This window comes from Yersinia thracica, assembly GCF_902170565.1.
In the GTDB taxonomy this organism is placed as follows: domain Bacteria; phylum Pseudomonadota; class Gammaproteobacteria; order Enterobacterales; family Enterobacteriaceae; genus Yersinia; species Yersinia thracica.
The window spans coordinates 1-3,766 of the sequence record NZ_CABHXX010000116.1 but is presented as its reverse complement, the minus strand read 5'-3'; the positions used below and the strand labels follow the sequence as shown (position 1 = coordinate 3,766).

Below are 3,766 nucleotides of genomic sequence, written 5' to 3'. Positions count from 1 at the left end.
ACTCCACTTCATACTTATTATTCATATTTGACATTGACTATCTTCCGTTAACAGTATCCAAATTGATGGCATAATTAAATATTGTCGCACTAACTGCTAACCACCCGGATATACAGGAGAAGTCAATGCAATTATCTGCTAAATATATCATTGGAGTGTTACTATTATTTTTGACTCCTGTAGCCCCCTCGGAGCTACAATCTTTAACGGCTGGAATTCAAACTAAGATAGATGTAGCGATCAGCCAGCTTTATCGCTCAGAAGACCGACAAATTGCTATTAACTGGGATAATGCAAAAAAAGTATCTGAATTTATCTGTAGGCCCATAGCCCTCACAGAAATACAAAGAAAAGGTTTTCCAAAGGCTGATAGGATCTTTCTTGGTGATAACAACCAAAATAGCCTAAGTTTGAGCTTAATAGATCAATATCATCTAACTGGAATTGGTGAAGTACGGATCGATAATGCCTGGTATGATCTTACCGTCCAATGCGATATCGATTCAGTAAAAGGGGATGTTACCTACTTTAATATTATTCTTTCGCCTTAAGTCACTTTAAAATAGCATAACATGCCAGATTAAATGATATTTATGCCATGTTATGCCATATAATTTCGCCCACATTGATTATATTATTACTGTAACCAACGATCTACTCCTTTATGACGGGAACAAGCCCCACTATGTTGCTGGCTATAGCTATAGGTTCCATCTTGACAACGAGCAGTGGCTCCCGATGGAATATTGCCTGCCGCTGGTGCTGCAGTGACTCGTGGAACAGATGACAGCGGCGCTTTTTGCTTCACCGTTACCGGCTCTGGGATAGCGGGAGTCGTTTCTGGGGAAAGTACAGAAGAGTGAAGTTTCCGTGGAGAAGCCGTCGTTTTCACTGCTGGCGATTCAGATATTGTCGTTTCATTCGCATTGATTCGCGATTTACGTGGCGGTTTTATTGTGGGCTTAATATCACCGGTATCTTGAATCGAATTAGCGGCCGGCGCCGAAACAACTGCTGTAGTGGCTTTGGTTGGGGCAGCATTAGCCCAATTGACAATAAGTGCTGAACTCAATGTTATTAAAAGAAATAACGTCACCCCAAAGATAGATAATATATTCTTTATAGACATAAATATCTCCTGACTATGTTTTCAATTACGCGCGTTTGAAAAAACGTAATATCACATTAAAAATACCTGATTTAACGATAGAATCATTACCTGATATTTGGGACATTAATGCAGGCAAAGCTCGGCTCAGCATCTCTATGGTAGCCGGTGTGTCAATCCCCAACTTCTCCGCCAGTTGGCCTATTTCGTTTTGACCAAATATCTGCTGTATATGTCCATCAGATATCATTGGTTGTACATTCTGCTCGCCTACATTATTAACAATATGTCCGAGTCCATTCTGGTTGAACTTTTCGATAATTCCTTGAGTTCCACCATGTAATTCAATCCAGCCCATAATGTCTTGTATGCCAGCACTCCCTATTTTCGGATCAATTGAGAGCAATTCATTTAATAAGTTACTGTCGCCCATACCATCCTCCTGTCTATCAATACCGCTAACGATCTATTTTGACTATACAGTTTGGTACACTCAGAAATCACGCTAAAAACGGAAGGCAAACGATGTCAATAGGCTGAGAGGAGGAAAAGTGTATTATGCGGTCAAGTCACGTGTGAGATAGCTTCGCCACAGATAAAAACATTCCCTATTATCACTGATAAAAGGGATATAGGCGTTTCCAATGTTCTGTTATATCATCAACAATACACTGTGACTTGCACACTGGGCAGGGAAATTCCGTCTCCTTGCCCACTAGAGTTTCTTGGGTTACGAGATGACGTTGTTGCTAATATACTCCTCATTAAGACCTAGCCTATTTTTGACGACAAATGAGTAAAACAGGCATCAATTTAGTCTCCGCTGACAAAATCAAATACCAGTACACCCTGCTTTTTCGCCAAAAATGGGCCTACCTTATTTTTGAAGTTTTGGTGTGCTGCATCATAAAATGTCGGCGACGTAACAACAGGGGTACCAACGTAATAATTACGATCTCCTTGAGAGCGGAAAGTCACGATAAATCCTTGTTCAAAGCCCCCGTTGACCCCCTCGCCACTCGCTTGCTTGCCTGCGGTTATCGAGACTATATAGGGTTTACCTTCCCGTAGTGCCAAATGTTGCAATGCCAGAAAATCCTCCATCAATTGGTTTCGCTTATCCGGACTGACAAATTCAGCATAGCGGAACAACACAATATGCTTAACCTCGCCCGATTTATAATCTCCCCGAGTAAATACCGCATCGCCCACCGCTTGTCGCTCACGAATGAGAATGGCTTGTTTCGTTATCGGTGCAACATTTTGTATTTCCACTGTCTGATAATCCATATAGTCCCTCTATTTTAAAAAATAGCTTTTATACAGTTATAAATATCACTTCTTTCACCAACATCAGTTAATCGAAAATAGTGTAGTTTGAATTAAACGGTGAATTCCCGTCTCCGTTTTATTTTGGGTATATTCGTATTCTTGCCCTTTGCGTTTATACGCCATTTTTGTGTAAGCAACACTCGAGTCAGTGACTGAGACACTAGTTGTCGTGTTGGCAATATTCAGTGCAGTGTAAGCAAGCTGCTGCGTTGTCATTGTTCTGCCAGACACTGTCAACGTCTGAGATGACCCAACAATAGAACTGGAGCTACCGGTAATACTCTCTGTGTGGCCAGCAATCGTCAAACTTGACGCGGGAGCTTGCATATTAAGTTTAACACCACTGTTAATGGTAATAGCCAGTGGCGAGCTGATAGTAATGCCCCCCAGAACCTTTTCCTCCCAACTTCCGGTGATGCTACGCTTTACATTCCCGTTGATATCCTCAGTTAAATTCCCTTTGATATCTATATTTACATTCCCTTTGATTTCCTGATTCTTATCGCCATCGGTTCGGTGTTGCATATTGCCCTGAATATGGATGTCCTGATCTTTTTCAGCTGAAATCTTCATATCACGTTCAGAGTGCAAAGCGACTGACTCCCCCCCCAGTGCATCATCAATCAGCAAATAGCTGGACTTATCTGCAGAACCGCCTTTACTGCGAGTCATTATTCCCATGCGGGTTGCATCTCGGGGTAAATCCAGTGGCGGCTGATTATCTTCATTATAAACTCGGCCAATTATCATCGGGCGGTCAGGGTCCCCATTAATAAAATCAACAATTACTTCTTCCCCTACCCGTGGTACCTGCACCGCACCATATTTCCATCCTGCCCATTGGCTAGATACGCGAATCCAGCAAGAACTGCTATCATCCCCTTTCCCATAACGGTCCCAACGGAAATGCACTTTTACTCGTCCATAGCGATCAGCCCAAATAGTCTCATTAGCAGGCCCTGTAACCACCGCCGTTTGGGGACCATAGGTACGTGGCCATGGGGTTTCACAAGAGGGATGCCAAAGGGTTGATGCAGGTACCACACTAAAAATGGTACCAACCTCAGCCGATATAAAATCAGCACCAGCATCCCCGCTTTGCTGATAATCACATTCTATACTCACAACCAAATAGGTTTTGGCTACAGCTCTACCATCCTGCTCCACTGAAATCCATTGGCCTGGTACTATAGCGCCAGCACAAGCACGCGCTTGCCCTGTAATCATATATTGGTTCGCAGCAAATGCTTGCTGCCGCACTCGAGTATAATTTTCACCATGGTTGCTATCGGTATAATGCCCTGCCCAATCAAAAACACTCACAGT

General features: G+C 42.8%; 5 protein-coding genes. 1 reads left to right on the top strand and 4 read right to left on the bottom strand.

Going from position 1 to position 3,766, the window contains the following annotated elements; translation table 11 throughout:
* The first annotated feature begins 125 nt into the window (after positions 1–125).
* Complete coding sequence (locus tag FTA91_RS16445) at positions 126–551, top strand: hypothetical protein (RefSeq protein WP_050112427.1); 426 nt, start codon at positions 126–128, stop codon at positions 549–551.
* Positions 552–637: 86 nt separating this feature from the next.
* On the opposite strand, the gene FTA91_RS16440 is transcribed toward FTA91_RS16445, so the two are convergent.
* The 4 genes from FTA91_RS16440 to FTA91_RS16425 form a co-directional block, all read right to left on the bottom strand.
* Positions 638–1,129 (bottom strand): DUF3761 domain-containing protein, encoded by a 492-nt coding sequence (locus FTA91_RS16440; protein ID WP_050112426.1) that lies wholly within the window; start codon positions 1,127–1,129, stop codon positions 638–640.
* A 25-nt stretch (positions 1,130–1,154) separates the two neighbouring features.
* Complete coding sequence (locus tag FTA91_RS16435) at positions 1,155–1,541, bottom strand: YidB family protein (RefSeq protein ID WP_145583629.1); 387 nt, start codon at positions 1,539–1,541, stop codon at positions 1,155–1,157.
* A gap of 380 nt (positions 1,542–1,921) precedes the next feature.
* Positions 1,922–2,398, bottom strand: a complete 477-nt coding sequence (locus tag FTA91_RS16430; protein ID WP_050112424.1) for a Dabb family protein — start codon at positions 2,396–2,398, stop codon at positions 1,922–1,924.
* Between the two features lie 63 nt (positions 2,399–2,461).
* Positions 2,462–3,766: type VI secretion system Vgr family protein (locus FTA91_RS16425; protein ID WP_145583627.1), on the bottom strand; the 1,305-nt coding region annotated here is incomplete at its 5' end.

Coding starts and splice junctions, on each gene's coding strand:
- FTA91_RS16445 (WP_050112427.1), top strand. CDS start 126: ATGCAATTATCTGCTAAATATATCATTGGAGTGTTACTATTATTTTTG.
- FTA91_RS16435 (WP_145583629.1), bottom strand. CDS start 1,541: ATGGGCGACAGTAACTTATTAAATGAATTGCTCTCAATTGATCCGAAA.
- FTA91_RS16430 (WP_050112424.1), bottom strand. CDS start 2,398: ATGGATTATCAGACAGTGGAAATACAAAATGTTGCACCGATAACGAAA.
- FTA91_RS16440 (WP_050112426.1), bottom strand. CDS start 1,129: ATGTCTATAAAGAATATATTATCTATCTTTGGGGTGACGTTATTTCTT.